Source organism: Alcaligenes sp. GCM10023179 (assembly GCF_042653705.1).
Lineage (GTDB): Bacteria > Pseudomonadota > Gammaproteobacteria > Burkholderiales > Burkholderiaceae_B > Alcaligenes > Alcaligenes phenolicus.
In genome coordinates this window covers 462,206-477,331 of record NZ_JBHSIQ010000002.1, presented here as the reverse complement: position 1 = coordinate 477,331, position 15,126 = coordinate 462,206, and the positions used below count along the sequence as shown (strand labels likewise).

The following is a 15,126-nucleotide window of genomic DNA, read 5'->3' as shown; positions in this document are numbered from 1 at the left end:
GCAACACCCCGTCACGCCAGGGAAGGAGTCAGGTCAAAGTCGCCCGCATGGTAGATCAGGGGCTGATGGGCGCTGCGTTCGCAGTGGGTGACTTCACCGATAAAGATCAGGTGATCGCCTGCCTCATGCACGGCATAAGGCTTGCACTCGAACCAGGCACTGCAGCGCTCGTCGTCCAGCATGAGCAAGCCGTGCGGGGAACGCTTGATGGGGTGATCGCGAAAACGCTCGGCCTGATCGCCCCAGGCAAAGCGCTTGGCCAGCGATAGCTGACTGGCTCCCAAAACGTGAATCACGTAGCCCTGGCCGTCCACAAAGTGTGGCAGGGACTGGGAGCGCTTGGCCAGCGACCACAGCACCAGAGGTGGGTCCAGGGAAACAGAGTTAAAGGAGCTGACGGTCAGGCCAATGGCCTGATCCGGGTGGTCTTTGTTGGCACCGGTCACGACCGTCACGCCAGTGGCGAAACGGCCCAGTGCCGAACGGAAGAAGTCGCTATCGAAGGTAGAAGAAAAAACAGTCATTGCATCAATGCTGAGGGCAGGCGTCCCCAAGGGAACGGCTTAAGGAGCCAGTCGGCTCACCTGCCAGTCAGATGTGTCCTTGCGGTCGAACACCAGCCTGTCGTGCAGGCGCGAGGCACGGCCTTGCCAGAATTCGACATGGTCTGGAGTCAGTCGGAAGCCACCCCAGTGTTCAGGGCGGGCGGGATGTTCACCTAAGCTTTCAGTGTACTGCTTGGCACGGGCATCCAGCTCTGTGCGGCTGATGGGTTGGCTTTGCGGCGAGGCCCAGGCCCCAATGCGAGAGCCCAGAGGACGGCTGTGAAAGTATTCGTCGGATTCGGCCGCGCTGATGCGGCTGATGCGGCCTTCAAAGCGCACCTGGCGCTGCATGGAGGCCCAGAAAAAGGACAGGCTGGCCCAAGGGTTATGGTCCAGGTCCGTACCCTTGCGAGATTGGTAATTCGTAAAGAACACCAGGCCTTGTTCGTCGTAACCCTTGAGCAGAACAATGCGCGCCGATGGGCGGCCTTCCGCGTTCACGGTGGCCAGCGTCATCGCCGTGGGTTCGACTTCCTTTAGCTCAATCGCCTGATCCAGCCAGCGTTGAAATTGCTGGCGAGGATCGGCACAGAGTTCGTTTTCGCTCAGGGAAAAGCGTTCGTATTCGTTACGCAAATCGGCAAGGGACATGGGGCGCTCTTAGGCTTGTTGAGGATTAAGCAGTGCAGTCTGGCTCTGTAGTAATTGAACCACTGATTGCAGGCGTTTATCCAGAATTTTAGAGCGTTGCAGCGCCGAGGCGGTTTCCATGACGTATTCGATGCAAGGGCCGTTGGTTCCCTGGGCCGAGTACACCACTTGTCGCAACTGTTCGTCCGGCATACGGGGGACGTAGGCGTCGGTCTTGCGGTTCATGGTAAAGACCAGGGCACGAATATCGCCCTGGCTGGTGCGGCAGCGCAACCAGCGAGGAATATAGGCACCGCTGGGCATTTCGCGCAGCCATAGGGCATCGAATACCTTGGGGACGCTTTCGGCGGGAATGCGAAAGGCCATGCCCCGGCAAGAACCGCCTACATCCAGCCCGAAAACCAGACCGGGTTGCTCGGGCGTACCGCGGTTGATACGTGACCACAAGCACAGCGCCCGATGGTAACCGCGCAGCAAGGCTTGGCGCTGCTCGGCAAATTCAAAATCGGGACGCCAGATCAGAGAGCCGTAACCATAGACCCACAGGTCTTGTTTTTCACACCACTGCACCTCTTCCAGGGATTGACGCAAAGAGGCGTTGCGCTCTTCGTCAGTCAGGACACGAAAGCTGCACGGTGTGGGTACGGCGGAAGGCGAGGCGGAAATAGAATCGATGTTCACGGCAAAAAGGGGGGTAAGCCAAAATCACAGATGCTTGAAACCTATGACAATTGTAGAGCAAGCACAGTCCACTGTAGCGGGCTTTGATGCTGATAACTAAGGAAAAATACTAATTTGCTTATATGAGTGTTGCTATTTGGCAGGGCCCAGTCAAGCTACCAGGGCATAAGGCCCGTTTCGCAGGCTGGTCAGGGGCAATTAGACGTAGAATTAACGGGTTTGGCCGCATGGGCCGGTGATGGACAGATTGCATGACAGAGCAGCACAACATGGATGCCGAACGCCGTTTCGGCGGTTTGGATCGTTTGTATGGAGCCGGAGCGCGAGAGCGTCTGGCGGCCGCCCATGTGATGGTGGCGGGTATCGGGGGCGTGGGAACCTGGGCGGTGGAAGCGCTGGCCCGTTCGGCCGTAGGCCGAATTACCCTGATTGATCTGGATAATATTGCCGAATCGAATATCAACCGCCAACTGCCTGCTCTGGACAGCACCTTGGGCATGGCCAAGATTGAAGCCATGGCCCAGCGCATTGCGCAGATCAATCCTCAGTGCCAGCTGCAGCTGATTGAAGATTTTGTCACCGAGGATAATGCGGCCAGCCTGATGGAGCAGCGTCCCGACGTGTTTCTGGATTGCACTGACCAGGCTAGTGCCAAGATTGCTCTGATCTTGCAGGCCAGGCGCTGCAAGGTGCCCCTGCTGAGCTGCGGCGGGGCAGGAGGCAAAACCGACCCGCTGACGTTGCGCCGGGGAGACTTGTCGGTAGCACGCCATGATGCCTTGCTGGGCAAGCTGCGCCAGATCCTGCGCAAGCAGCATGGCTTTGCGCGTGGCAGCGATGCTCAGGGCCGCGCCTTGAAGCGTGTGCCCCGCATGGGAGTGGATTGCCTGTGGCTCGAGCAGGAAACGCGTCTGCCACAAAACTGGACCCAGGCCGAAGACGGTGCGCTGCAAGGACTGGCCTGCGCGGGTTATGGCTCCGGGGTCACTGTGACGGCCAGCATGGGCATGCAGGCCGCCGACTACGCCTTAAACCGGATACTGAACCAGTAAGGCGTCCTGCCAGCCACGCAAGGCATTCGAGACTCGGATTGCCTTGGCGTTCAGTAAATCCTCCAGGGAAATCTCGGTTTCACGAACCAGCTTGCTATTGAGAAGCGCCTGCCGTTGCACGCCGGGCAAGAGCCAGCCTTGGGCGGGCGGTGTCCACCACTGGCCCTGTTCGTCCTGAATATAAATATTGCTGCGGCTGCCTTCACAAACCCGGTTCTGTGTATCCAGATAGATCACATCAAAGATTTGGGGATGCTTTTCCAGCAGGGCGCTGGCCTCTTGATACCAGGGGCGATGCGTCGTCTTGTGCGAGAGCAGCGGGTCCTGAGCGGGCAGGGGTATGCGGGACAGGCATAGCTGTAAGGGGCCTTCCAGTGCTGGCAGTGCGTTCGCCTGTGCCTGGGCGCTGGCGTCGGCACCCCACAAGATACGCAGTCGCAAGGGTGTGTTGACCGGGGCCTGGCCCAACGCGGTATGCATGGCCTGCAACCAGGTTTGTGCATCCCAGTCGTAGCCCAGTTCCGTGCAGCTGCGTGCCACGCGCTCCAGATGCAGTTCCAGCAGGGGGATCTGGCCGTCTGCATCTACCCGCAAGGTTTCTATCAATTCAGGTTTGCTTTGGCTCATGATGCTGCCTTTAAGTCAGTGTTACAGGGGTCTGCAAGACACGTGCTTTCCACAAACACTCCAACCATTCCTGGTCCGGGTCCGAGTCCAGCACAATGCCACCGCCCACGCCAAACCTTCCTTGGCCGTGATTGTCCAGTTCCAGACTGCGGATGCTGACATTCAGGGACAAGTCGCCCTGGGGGCTGAGATACCCCACCGAGCCGCAGTAAATACCGCGTCGCTGCGTTTCCAGTTGGCGTATGCATTGCATGGCGGCCAGCTTGGGGGCGCCGGTAATCGAACCACAGGGAAACAGGGCGCGTAGCAGGGTCTGCAGGCTCCAGTCCGGGTCTACCTCGGCCTGGATGCTGGAAGTCATGGTCCAGACGGAAGCGTATTGCTCTATATCGAACAGACTGGTGGTTTGCACGGTGCCGGTGCGGGCCACCTGGCCCAGATCGTTGCGTAGCAAATCCACAATCATCAGGTTTTCGGCCCGGTCTTTCAGGCTGCTTTGCAGCTCCTGGGCGTTTTTCTGATCTTGAACAGGGTCGGTATCGCGCGGGCGCGTGCCTTTCATGGGGCGGGTCCGCACAGTGTTGCCACGTTTTTCCAGAAACAGCTCGGGTGACAGCGACAGGATATGACGGTCACCCAGATCCAGATACGCAGCGTAGGCTACAGGGTGGCGGCTGGCCAGTGCGGTATAGAGATCACGCGGTGCCATGCCGGTTTGAATGCTCAGCGGCATGGTGTAGTTGATCTGGTAAAAATCCCCGGCTTGCAAGCCTTGCTGAACCTGGGCCAGAGCATCCCGATAGTCTTGCTGACTGATTTGCAGGCTGACTTTCAACTCGGGCTTTGCCTGACCATCCCATAAAGCCACTTCCTGCGCCTGCTCAAACACCAGCGCGTTCAGGGGAGCATGGGTCGCCGCTTCGCGAGCAGGCAGACGGGGTTCGAACAGCTCGGCCAGTTCGTAGTCCAGTGCCAGTGCCACCCAGTGACCAGCCTGTCGAGCCTGTTCGATTTTTTCAAAAGCAGTACTTAAGTCTTCCGGGCTACGAGCCTGGATATGGCCCAGGTAGCCCTGCATTTCCAGCGCATAGCCTTTTAGTCTGTCTTCAAATCGGCCATACATGCGCCGTGTTCCTTTAAAAATTCCGCCAGGGCCATGCCGGTATGCGAGGCATGGTTGGCTTGTACTTGATCCGGCGTGCCTTGCACCACTAGCCTGCCGCCGCCTGAGCCGCCTTCGGGGCCCAGATCGACAATCCAGTCTGCTTCGGCAATCAAATCCAGATTATGTTCAATCACCAGCACGGTATGACCGGCATCGACCAGTCGGTGCAGCACCACAATCAGCTTTTCCACATCCGCCATGGACAGGCCTACGCTGGGTTCGTCCAGCACGTACAAGGTGTGCGGAGCCTTGTAGGCGCGGCCTGTGCGAGTCAGACCTTCGTCCAGACGGGCCTTGACCAGTTCGCTGACCAGCTTGACGCGCTGCGCCTCGCCACCGGACAGGGTGGGGGAGGGTTGGCCCAGGGTCAGATAACCCAGGCCCACGCTTTGCATCAGTTGCAGGGGGCGCAATATTTTAGGATGTGCGGCAAAGTATTCAACCGCCTCATCCACATCCATTTGCAAAAGCTGACCGGCGGAGACGTCGCGCCAGGTCACCGCCAGGGTTTCTGGATTGAAGCGCTGGCCGTGGCAGGCGTCACAAGGCACCTTCACGTCCGGCAGGAAGCTCATTTCCAGGGTGCGCATGCCTTGGCCTTCGCACAAGGGGCAGCGGCCATCGCCGGTGTTAAAGGAGAAGCGTGAGGCGCTCCAGCCGCGCAGACGGGCATCGTTGGTGTTGGCAAACAGTTTGCGCACCTCGTCCCAGAAGCCGATATAGGTGGCCGGGCAGGAGCGGGGTGTCTTGCCAATGGGGGTCTGGTCCACTTCCAGCACGCGGTCCAGGCTTTCCCAGCCGCTGATGCTGGAACAACCCTGCCACACCGGTTTTTCTTTGCTGCCGACCACGCGCTGCAAATTATCCAGCAGTACATCGCGGGCAAAGGTGGACTTGCCGGAACCTGACACGCCCGTCACCAGACTGAGCTTGCCCAGCGGAATACCGGCCTGGACCTTGTTCAGGTTATGCAGGCTGGCATCGTGCACCGTCAGCATGGGTGCATCGGCCTGGACGGGACGGCGTGCCTGCATGGGGTGCTTGAGCGGCTCGCGCAGATAGCGGCCAGTCAGCGAATTGGGGTTGGCCTCGATTTCTGCCAGTGTGCCCTGGGCGATGACTTCACCGCCGCGTTTGCCCGCACCGGGGCCCATATCAATAATGTGCTGGGCACGGCGTATGGTGTCTTCATCGTGCTCGACAACCACCAGCGTATTACCGTTGCCTTCCAGACGCGCCATGGCGTTCAGCAGAATCTGGTTGTCGCGCGGGTGCAGACCGATCGTGGGTTCATCCAGCACATAGCACACGCCCTGCAGGTTTGAGCCTAACTGGGCCGCCAGACGGATACGCTGGGCTTCCCCACCCGACAAGGTGGGGGCGGCACGATCCAGCGCCAGATATCCCAGGCCCACTTCGTGCATGAAGTCCAGACGGCTGCGGATTTCGTTCAGAATGTCGCGCGCAATATCGGCCTCGCGGCCACTCATGTTCAGGCTGCCAAAAAAGGTCTGCGCTTCATCCACGGGCAAACCGGCCAGCTTGGCAATGGATTGGTCGCGCCATTCAAAAGCCAGAGAGACCGGGTTCAAGCGTTGGCCGTGACAGCTTGGGCATTCCACGGCTTCGCCTTCGTAGCCGTTATTCCAGCTGTTTTCTTCGCCCGTTTGTTCCTGGTCGAAGCCGGTCAGCTTCAAGCCCGTACCAAAGCAGTCCTTGCACCAGCCGTGCTTGGAGTTGTAGGAGAACATGCGTGGGTCCGGCTCGGGGAAGCTGGTGCCGCAGCACGGGCAAGCCCGCTTGACGGAGAAGTGTTGCTGGCTGGCCGTGGACAGCGGTTGACCTTGTCGGCGTTGCTCCAGCGACATGGAACCCGATGGCGTCAGGGGAGCCAGCACACTGAAGGAGCCGTGACCCAGCTCCAGCGCCTCGCGTATGGCTTGGCGCAGTTGCAGTTCATGGCGTGGATCAATAATCAGGTCGGCCACCGGCAGTTCCAGCGTGTGTTCGCTGTAACGGTCCAGGCGCGGCCAAGGGTTGACGGGGATGAACTCGCCATCCACGCGCAAATGGGTATAGCCCTTGCCCTGCGCCCATTTGGCCAGGTCGGTGTAGTAGCCCTTGCGAGCGGTGACCAGGGGAGCCAGCAAACCAATATGCTCACCCTTATGATCACGCAGCAATTGCGCGGCGATTTGCTCGGCCGTTTGCGGGGCCACAGGCACATGGCAGTCCGGGCAGTATTGGGTGGCCAGCTTCACATACAGCAAGCGCAGGAAATGGTGGATTTCCGTCATGGTGGCCACGGTGGATTTGCGACCCCCACGGCTGGTGCGCTGCTCAATGGCAACGGTAGGTGGAATACCGTAAATCGCGTCCACATCGGGCTGACCGGCAGGCTGCACAATCGCGCGGGCGTAGGCGTTCAGGGACTCCAGGTAGCGGCGTTGACCTTCGTTAAACAGAATGTCGAAGGCCAGGGTGGATTTGCCCGAACCGGAGACACCCGTCACGACGGTGAAGGTGTTGTGCGGGATGTGCACCGAGATGTTCTTCAGATTGTGCTCGCGCGCATTCAGGATGGCGATCTGGCCATCGTTGCTGCCGCTCGAGCTGGCCTTGTAATCCACCTCGGGTTCCTGGAACAGGGCCGAGCCTTTACCCAGAATGGCTTGTTCGTATTCTTTCAGGGCATGGCCGGTGTGCGATTGCTCCAGCGCCATGATGTCGCCAGGCGTACCCGCGCCCAGCAATTGGCCGCCATGCTCGCCACCTTCGGGGCCTAGATCAATAATCCAGTCTGCCGCGCGGATCAGGTCCAGATTGTGCTCAATAATCAGCAGGCTGTGACCAGCGGCCAGCAGCTTGCGGAAGGCGCGCATCAGGCGCGCAATATCGTCAAAGTGCAGGCCGGTGGTGGGCTCGTCGAACAGGAACAGATTGCCTTTCTTGGCGACCTTCACCTGGCTTAGACGGGTGCGCGAAGCCTGGGCCAGATAAGCCGCCAGTTTCAAGCGTTGTGCCTCACCGCCCGAGAGCGTAGGCACAGGTTGGCCCAGTTTCAGGTAATCCAGGCCCACATCGGCCAGGGGTGCCAGGCCGGTTTGCACATCGCGCAGGCCTTCAAAGAACTCCATGGCCTGATGCACGGTCATGTCCAGCACCTCGTCAATCGAGGCGCTGCGACCAAAGTGTTCGATACGCACTTCCAGCACTTCGGGGCGGAAGCGCTTGCCATCGCAATCCGGACAGCGCAGGTACACATCGGACAGGAACTGCATTTCGATATGCTCAAAGCCCGTACCGCCGCAAGTCGGGCAGCGGCCATCGCCACTATTGAAGCTGAAGGTGCCGGGCGTGTAACTGCGTTCTTTGGATAGCGGGGCCTGGGCAAACAGCTTGCGGATAGGGTCAAAGGCACCGACATAACTGGCCGGGTTGGAGCGGGCTGTTTTGCCGATAGGCGTCTGGTCCACCATCACTACTTCGGCAATTTGCTCGGCGCCCAGCAAGGCACCGTAAGGGCCAGGGGCTTCTGTTGGTTTGCCTTGTTGTTTCAGGATGGCTGGGTAGAGCACGTCCTGGATCAGCGTGGATTTGCCCGAGCCGGAAACACCGGTCACGCAGACCAGACGGCCCAGCGGAATGGACACGGAGATATGACGCAGATTGTGTGCGCTTACGTCTTCCAGCAGCAGGCGCGGGGTGTTATCGGCCACAGGCATGGGGCGGGGTGATTCGATGCTCAGCTCGCCACTCAGGTAGCGGCCTGTCAGCGTTTCTGCACCGCGCAAGGCTTGGGGCGAACCATCAAACAGAATCTGACCGCCACGCTCGCCAGGGCCTGGGCCCATGTCCAGAATACGGTCGGCGGCCACCATCACTTGCGGGTCGTGCTCGACCACCACCAGGGTGTTGCCATTGCCGCGCAGACGATGCATTACTTCAATAATGCGGTGCATGTCGCGTGGGTGCAGGCCAATCGAGGGCTCGTCCAGCACGAACAGGGTGTTCACCAGCGAGGTGCCCAGTGCCGTGGTCAGGTTGATACGCTGCACTTCACCGCCAGACAGGGTGCGGCTTTGGCGGTCCAGCGACAAATAGGACAGGCCCACATCGCACAGATAATCCAGGCGGGACAGGGTTTCCTTCAAGAGCAGATCAATGGCCGCATCACGTGCATCGCCAAAGTGCAGGCCTTGGAAAAAGCTGCGTACGTGCTCGATAGGCAAACGCATCAGGTCCGGGACGCTCAGGCCGGGCATGGCATCCAGTTGCTCGCGCAGCCAGTTTGAATGCACGGGCATGAAACGTGGGTAACGGGAATCGGCGGGGGCCGCCTGATCGCCCACACGCCACAAGCTGGCTTCGGGTTTCAGACGCGAGCCGGCGCAGGCCGGGCAGGTGTTGTAGCTGCGGTATTTGGACAGCAGCACACGCACGTGCATCTTGTAGGCGCGCGACTCCAGCCAGTCGAAAAAGCGCTGTGCACCGTACCACTGGGTTTTCCAGGCCTGATTACCGCCTTTCCAGTCCGGGGTGCCGTTAATCACCCAGTCGCGCTCTTCCTGGCTCAAGTCCTTCCAGGGCACGCTCAGGCGTACACCGGCTGCCGGAGCGTAGCGCTCCATCTCGACCTGACATTCTTTGTAGCTGGCTGTCTGCCAAGGGCGGATCGCACCTTCAAGCAGGCTTTTGCTGGGATCGGGAACGACCAGGCCGTAATCAATACCCATCACGCGGCCAAAGCCACGGCAGGATTCACACGCGCCCAGGGGCGAGTTGAAGGAGAAGGTGCTGGCAACCGGCGTGCTGTATTCAATATCGCACTGGGCACAGTGCAGACCCTGGCTGAAACGCCAGGCGGTTTCCGGGCCATCGGCACTGGCCGAAGCATACACCGTCAACTTGCCTTGTCCGTGGCGCAAGGCCGCTTCGATCGCTTCCATGAAACGTTCCGGCTCTACCGTGCTGGCACGGAAGCGGTCCTGAATCACATAGAGAAGCTTTTGCTCCGTGGGGGCGGCTTTGCTGCTTTTGCCCTTTTTCGTGCTGCTGCTGGCCGTGACGGTCTGTGTTTCCTCGTGGTGCAGGCGGGTGTAGCCCTGCTGATGCAGCAAGGTTTCAATTTCTTGCTGCGTGAAGTTGGCCGGAACCTTGACGGCAAAGGTCAGAACCAGGCGTGGGTCATCGTGGTCCTCTGCCAGCTTGCGAATCTGCTTGGCGATGCTGTCGGCATTGTCGCGGCGCACAGGCTGGGCGCACTGGCGGCAATACAACTCGCCCAAGCGGGCGTACAGCAGCTTGATGTAATCGTTCAGCTCCGTCATGGTGCCCACGGTGCTGCGCGAGTTGCGTACCGGGTTCACCTGATCAATGGCAATGGCGGGCAAGATGCCTTCAATGCGATCGACCTGGGGCTTGTCCATGCGGTCCAGGAACTGGCGCGCATAGGGGGAGAAGGTTTCTACATAGCGTCGTTGGCCTTCTGCATACAGAGTGTCAAAGGCCAGCGAACTTTTGCCTGAGCCGGAAACGCCGGTAATAACCAATAACTCGCCCGTTTTGATACGTACATTCAGGTTTTTCAGAGTGTTCTGGCGGGCGCCAAAAATGCGAATTTCTGAGCTCATGGCAAGGTCGGCTTTCTGGAGAGGGCAGAGTAGGGAAGCGGCAGCGAAAAGGCCTGTCAAACAGGCCCCATGCGCCAGTGAGAGCGGTACACGCCAGCAAGGTGTTGCCAGGGATGCACACTCTAGCCTTTGTATCTTAACGCGGATTACGGTAGAATTTCTGGTTAGCTATTGCGCTTTTGTCGGGATCATCCGGCAGGGCTTACATTAAGATCGGAGATCACCATGGCGGAAATCAAACGCACTCGCCGCAACACGCTGGAGCGTCGTTGCCTGGGTAAAGCATTCAAACGTCTGTTTGTGCGCGCACCCAAGGGCGTTTTCAAAATGCTGGAAAAGGTCAAGCGCGTCTAAGTGCCTGGCTTGAGCGGTGTACAAGCAGAAACCTGATTTTTCAGCTTGAAATCACACCCAGCAGCAAAAAAACCACAGGCTTGCCTGTGGTTTTTTTGTGCGCGTTTGATTTTGCTTCGGGTTTGTCTGGAGCCCTGCAGATAGTGCGCTGCACAGCGCCGTGCTTGCTTTATGATGATGTCATTCTGATGCAGATGTAAGTAGCTGCCCGTAACAATAATCAAAACAGTGGTTTATGGGGACACCCGCGTATGGAATGGCGCCATTTGTTCACCGTCCTGACACCTAGCTATAACCGCGCTCACACCTTGGAGCGCGTTTATCGTTCCTTGTGCGAGCAAACCTGTCAGGACTTTGAATGGGTGGTCATTGACGATGGTTCCACAGACGGGACACGGGAACTGGTGCAAGGCTGGCAACAGCAAGCCTCCTTTCCGATTCATTATGCCTGGCAGGAAAATCGTCACAAGAAGGCGGCGTTCAATCACGGCGTGGCTCTGGCCCAAGGTGAACTGGTCGTTGCTTTGGACAGTGATGACACCCTGCTGGTGAATGCGCTCTACGATATGGCGCAGATCTGGGCCGACATCCCTGTATCAGAGCGGGCAGCTTATGCAGGCATTACGGGTCTGTGTGTGCGACCGGATGGCAAGGTCGTCGGGGATATGTTTCCCCAGGATATTTTTGATGCCAGCTCTTTGGACATGAGTTTTCGCTACCACGTGCGGGGCGAGAAGTTCGGCTGTTTGAGTACCGCCGTACTGCGCAAGTTTCCCTTTCCCGATCAGATCGACGGCTTTGTGCCTGAAAGCCTGGTGTGGCGGGCGATTGCCCGTGCGGGCTACAAGAACCGATTTGTGAACACCGTATTCCGTGTCTACCACGACAGCCCGGACTCCTTGTCGGTGCAAGGCAAAACCAGCCAGCAACATGCACTGGGCTTGTGGCTGCTGGCGCAGGATACGGTGGTGAAGTGTCTGCCCTGGTTCCGCTACGAACCCAAGGCGTTCTTGATGGCTGCCGCGCGTTACACCCGCTTTGGGCTGCACCTGCGTGCCAGTGGGCGCAAGCCACCAGCAGGTTATGGCTTGAAAGGCCTGGCCTCTTATCTGCTGGTGGGTTTGATGTGGCCGGTGGGTGTCGCTTTATATCTGCGGGACAAGCGACGGGCCTGAACGCGATTAGTGCAGGGTGTGGCCGTGCACGCCCGGTTCCGGGCTGTCATCGTCGTCGTCCTCGTCGTCTTCATCCGTCTCATCCTCGACGGCGAAGGCATCTTCGCTCAGGGCGAAGGGCAGCAATTCTTCCAGGGTCTCGGTCCAGGCGACTTCCTCGCCTTCTTCGTCCACTTTGATAAAGCGTACAGGCTCGGCATCACTTAACTGGATGGCCCACAGGTAACGGCAGGCGTAGACCGCCGTGTCCTTGGGGTCCAAGCCGCCGCGGTTGCCCACGATGCGGGCCTGTTCGCCGCCTACCTGCACAATCGTGAATTCGCTTTCGTCTTCATTCTTGTCCAGGGGCATGGCAAAGATGACCCATTCAAAGCCGGTTTCTTCCGCTCCCACGATCTCGGCCAGGACGGCACGACCCAGGTAGGCACTCAGCGCATCGGCGGTGCGGCCCAGGGTTTCGATCTCTTCGGTGGTAAATACAAGTTCAGGGGCGTCAGGTGTGGGCATGGCGTTTTTGGATTGTCAGCAAAAGTGAGTATATTACCTGAGACAGGCCTGCACTCAGGCCGGGTGTTTCGTTCTGAACCTGACAGAAGCGCACCTTTCGGGCGCCAAACGCCTACAATCCCAGTTTTCCGAACACGACCTGTTTTTCCTTTTTAGGTTTATATGGCTCAATACGTTTATTCGATGAACCGCGTGGGCAAGATTGTGCCGCCCAAGCGGCAGATTCTGCGCAATATCTCCTTGTCTTTTTTTCCAGGTGCCAAGATTGGTGTGCTGGGCCTGAACGGCTCGGGTAAATCCACTTTGCTCAAGATCATGGCCGGGGTAGATACCGAGATCGAGGGCGAAGCCGTCCCCATGGCGGGGATCAAGATCGGTTACCTGCCACAAGAACCTCAGCTGAATCCCGAGCACAGCGTGCGCGAAGCCGTGCAGGCCGGTTTGGGCCAAGTGTTCGAGGCGCGTCAGCGTCTGGAACAGGTCTACGCCGAATACGCCGAGCCCGACGCAGATTTTGACGCTCTGGCCGCCGAACAGGCCGAACTGGAATCCATTATTGCCGCCGCCGCGACCAGTGGTGCGGACGACATCGAAACCCAAATGGAAATCGCGGCCGATGCGCTGCGTCTGCCACCTTGGGATGCCTCCATTGCCAACCTGTCCGGTGGTGAAAAGCGCCGCGTGGCCTTGTGCCAGTTGCTGCTGTCCAAGCCTGATATGTTGCTGCTGGACGAGCCAACCAACCACCTGGACGCGGAAAGTGTGGATTGGCTGGAAGTGTTCCTGCGCCAGTTCCCCGGCACTGTAGTAGCAGTTACTCACGACCGTTACTTTCTGGACAACGCCGCCGAGTGGATTCTGGAACTGGACCGTGGCCACGGTATTCCCTGGAAGGGCAACTACAGCTCCTGGCTGGAGCAGAAAGACGACCGTCTGAAGCAGGAAGAGGCGTCGGAAAGTGCTCGTCAGCGCACCATCAAGAAAGAGCTGGAGTGGGTGCGCCAGAACCCCAAGGGACGTCAGGCCAAAGCCAAGGCCCGTCTGGCCCGTTTCGAGGAACTGTCCTCGCACGAATACCAGAAGCGCAACGAGACCCAGGAAATCTTCATTCCTGTGGCCGAGCGTTTGGGTAATGAAGTTATTGAGTTTGAAAACGTCAGCAAGGGCTATGGCGATCGTCTGCTGATCGACAACTTGAGCTTCAAGGTGCCAGCTGGTGCCATCGTCGGGATTATTGGTCCTAACGGTGCAGGTAAGTCCACCTTGTTCCGCATGCTGGCCGGTAAAGAGCAGCCTGATTCCGGTACGGTCAAACTGGGCCAAACCGTCAAGCTGGCTTATGTGGATCAGTCGCGCGATGCCCTGGCTAATGAAAAGACCGTCTTTGACGCGATTGCCGATGGCGCAGACCTGCTGACCGTGGGCCGCTTTGAAATGCCATCGCGTGCGTACCTGGGCCGCTTCAACTTCAAGGGCGCGGATCAGAACAAGATCGTGGGCAATCTGTCTGGCGGGGAGCGTGGTCGTCTGCACCTGGCCAAGACCCTGATCGCAGGCGGCAACGTCTTGCTGCTGGACGAACCATCCAACGACCTGGACGTGGAAACCCTGCGTGCTCTGGAAGATGCCCTGCTGGAGTTTGCCGGCTCGGTCATGGTGATCAGTCACGATCGCTGGTTCCTGGACCGTATCGCCACCCACATTCTGGCTTTTGAGGGTGATTCGCAGGTCGTATTCTTTGATGGCAACTATCAGGAATACGAAGCAGACAAGAAGAAGCGTCTGGGCGAAGATGCTGCCAAACCTCGTCGTATCCGCTACAAGTCCCTGAAATAAGGAAAGTGCCATGCCTGTGCTCAATGCTCACCAGTCTTTCGTCCTGATTGTGGATATGCAAACGGGGCTCCTGCCCGCCATTGCAGACCACCAAGCCTTGGTCGAACGGGCCGGGAAGCTGGCACAGGCGGCGCGTCTTTTAGGGGTGCCGGTGCTGGCAACCGAGCATTGGGCCGAGAAAATCGGCCCAACCGATGCTTCTTTGTTACCACATATTGATAAAGTGCTGCATAAAACCCACTTCGATGCCACGCGCGAAGCCGATTTTTTGCCTGCCTTGCCGGTAGGGCGCACACGAGTCTTGTTACTGGGTACAGAGTCTCACGTGTGTGTGTTACAAACTGGCCTGGGTTTGATGGAGCGTGGTTATGAACCTGTGCTGGTCGGGGACTGCGTAGGCTCGCGCCATCCCGAGTCCCGACAAGCTGCCTGGGATCGCTGGGCGATGCATGGATTGGAGCGCGTTAGCGCCGAAATGGCCATGTTTGAATGGTTGGAAACGCCGGCTAACCCCGTATTCAAGCAGGTTCTGGCCCTGATCAAATAAACTGAACAAAAGCTGAATTACATCTGTTGCGTTGCCTAACAATAGGGTCTGGACTAATTGGCTCCGTAGGGTGAAGATAGACTTTAATGCCGTGTTGAGCACGGATACTTCACGGAGGTTTACGGATGAAAATGACGACTATCACTAAAGTGGGTATGGCCACGGTTCTGGCCGTCGTGATGGCGGGCTGCTCTTCCTGGGATGGTATGAGCAAACGTCAAAAGGGTGCCGTAACCGGCGCTGGTCTGGGTGGTGTGGCTGGTGCAGTCATCACTAATGGTGGCGTTCTGGGTACGGTCGGTGGCGCAGCGATTGGTGGCGTGATCGGCGATCAGATCGGCAAGAACCGCTAA

Annotated in this window: 13 protein-coding genes; 6 read left to right on the top strand and 7 right to left on the bottom strand. The window is 58.6% G+C overall.

The features are described from left to right. Window positions 1–11: 11 nt before the first annotated feature. From ACFPDR_RS11520 to ACFPDR_RS11510, 3 genes are read right to left on the bottom strand one after another with little or no spacing between them, the layout of a single operon-like run. A complete protein-coding gene (locus ACFPDR_RS11520) occupies window positions 12–524 on the bottom strand; it encodes a flavin reductase family protein (protein ID WP_009455106.1) in 513 nt (170 codons plus the stop codon). Window positions 525–563: 39 nt separating this feature from the next. Continuing rightward, entirely contained in the window at window positions 564–1,196 is a 633-nt protein-coding gene (gene pdxH / locus ACFPDR_RS11515; protein ID WP_239055163.1) for a pyridoxamine 5'-phosphate oxidase, read from the bottom strand. A 9-nt stretch (window positions 1,197–1,205) separates the two neighbouring features. Further along, complete coding sequence (locus ACFPDR_RS11510; RefSeq protein WP_009455103.1) at window positions 1,206–1,877, bottom strand: gamma-glutamylcyclotransferase; 672 nt, start codon at window positions 1,875–1,877, stop codon at window positions 1,206–1,208. A gap of 251 nt (window positions 1,878–2,128) precedes the next feature. On the opposite strand from ACFPDR_RS11510, the gene ACFPDR_RS11505 reads away from it, so the two are divergent. After that, the gene (locus tag ACFPDR_RS11505; protein ID WP_203145067.1) at window positions 2,129–2,929 is read left to right on the top strand and encodes a tRNA threonylcarbamoyladenosine dehydratase; all 801 of its coding nucleotides are present in this window, start codon (window positions 2,129–2,131) and stop codon (window positions 2,927–2,929) included. On the opposite strand, the gene ACFPDR_RS11500 is transcribed toward ACFPDR_RS11505, so the two are convergent. Genes ACFPDR_RS11500 through uvrA form a run of 3 tightly spaced genes read right to left on the bottom strand, consistent with a single transcriptional unit; the run spans window position 2,906 to window position 10,354 of the window. Further along, complete coding sequence (locus ACFPDR_RS11500; protein ID WP_035271115.1) at window positions 2,906–3,556, bottom strand: aminotransferase class IV; 651 nt, start codon at window positions 3,554–3,556, stop codon at window positions 2,906–2,908. The two genes, ACFPDR_RS11505 and ACFPDR_RS11500, sit on opposite strands and share 24 nt — an antisense overlap. Before the next feature lie 10 nt (window positions 3,557–3,566). After that, window positions 3,567–4,679: an aminodeoxychorismate synthase component I gene (pabB, locus tag ACFPDR_RS11495; RefSeq protein ID WP_115634217.1), complete on the bottom strand. Its 1,113-nt coding sequence runs from the start codon at window positions 4,677–4,679 to the stop codon at window positions 3,567–3,569. Next, the gene (uvrA, locus tag ACFPDR_RS11490) at window positions 4,652–10,354 is read right to left on the bottom strand and encodes an excinuclease ABC subunit UvrA (RefSeq protein WP_376911144.1); all 5,703 of its coding nucleotides are present in this window, start codon (window positions 10,352–10,354) and stop codon (window positions 4,652–4,654) included. The genes pabB and uvrA overlap by 28 nt, the downstream gene beginning before the upstream one ends. Window positions 10,355–10,579: 225 nt before the next feature. Between uvrA and ACFPDR_RS11485 the strand changes: the two genes are divergently transcribed. Further along, window positions 10,580–10,708: a hypothetical protein gene (locus ACFPDR_RS11485; RefSeq protein WP_003803595.1), complete on the top strand. Its 129-nt coding sequence runs from the start codon at window positions 10,580–10,582 to the stop codon at window positions 10,706–10,708. A 251-nt stretch (window positions 10,709–10,959) separates the two neighbouring features. Next, a complete protein-coding gene (locus tag ACFPDR_RS11480) occupies window positions 10,960–11,883 on the top strand; it encodes a glycosyltransferase family 2 protein (RefSeq protein ID WP_035271108.1) in 924 nt (307 codons plus the stop codon). A gap of 6 nt (window positions 11,884–11,889) precedes the next feature. On the opposite strand, the gene ACFPDR_RS11475 is transcribed toward ACFPDR_RS11480, so the two are convergent. Continuing rightward, window positions 11,890–12,390 carry a hypothetical protein gene (locus ACFPDR_RS11475; protein ID WP_083054116.1) on the bottom strand — a complete coding sequence of 167 codons (501 nt, stop codon included), beginning with the start codon at window positions 12,388–12,390 and terminating at the stop codon, window positions 11,890–11,892. Window positions 12,391–12,552: 162 nt separating this feature from the next. On the opposite strand from ACFPDR_RS11475, the gene ettA reads away from it, so the two are divergent. The 3 genes from ettA to ACFPDR_RS11460 all read left to right on the top strand — a co-directional run bounded on the left by ettA (window position 12,553) and on the right by ACFPDR_RS11460 (window position 15,126). Then, a complete protein-coding gene (ettA, locus tag ACFPDR_RS11470; protein WP_009455087.1) occupies window positions 12,553–14,226 on the top strand; it encodes an energy-dependent translational throttle protein EttA in 1,674 nt (557 codons plus the stop codon). 10 nt (window positions 14,227–14,236) lie between these two features. Continuing rightward, window positions 14,237–14,773: an isochorismatase family protein gene (locus ACFPDR_RS11465; protein ID WP_009455085.1), complete on the top strand. Its 537-nt coding sequence runs from the start codon at window positions 14,237–14,239 to the stop codon at window positions 14,771–14,773. Window positions 14,774–14,898: 125 nt separating this feature from the next. Continuing rightward, window positions 14,899–15,126 carry a glycine zipper 2TM domain-containing protein gene (locus ACFPDR_RS11460; RefSeq protein WP_009455083.1) on the top strand — a complete coding sequence of 76 codons (228 nt, stop codon included), beginning with the start codon at window positions 14,899–14,901 and terminating at the stop codon, window positions 15,124–15,126.